Consider the following 254-nt stretch of genomic DNA (forward strand, 5'->3'; position numbering starts at 1 on the left):
GCTGCTTCTCCATTCGGCTGACCACGTCTTTTCCTTCGGGCGTCACATAGAGATGAACGTTTCTTCGATCAGCTTGATCATGCTCTCGATAAATATAATCTTTATTAAAAAGACGATTGGTCATGGATGTCACAGCACTTTTATTGACATTACATTCGATGGCAAGGTCTGTTGATGTACATCCTGGGTGTAAGTTGATGTATCGAAGCGAGTAATATTGATCAAGTGTCAGTTCTTTATCCAGCTTTTCCGTG

Annotated in this window: 1 protein-coding gene; it reads right to left on the reverse strand. The window is 41.3% G+C overall.

Annotation, left to right across the window (positions count from 1 at the left end; genetic code table 11):
- The coding region (locus SB658_RS25795; protein WP_410603314.1) for a MarR family transcriptional regulator at window positions 1–254 on the reverse strand (254 nt) is incomplete at both ends.

The sequence above is a fragment of the Bacillus sp. SIMBA_008 genome, assembly GCF_046535495.1.
GTDB classification, from domain to species: Bacteria; Bacillota; Bacilli; order Bacillales; family Bacillaceae; genus Bacillus; species Bacillus subtilis.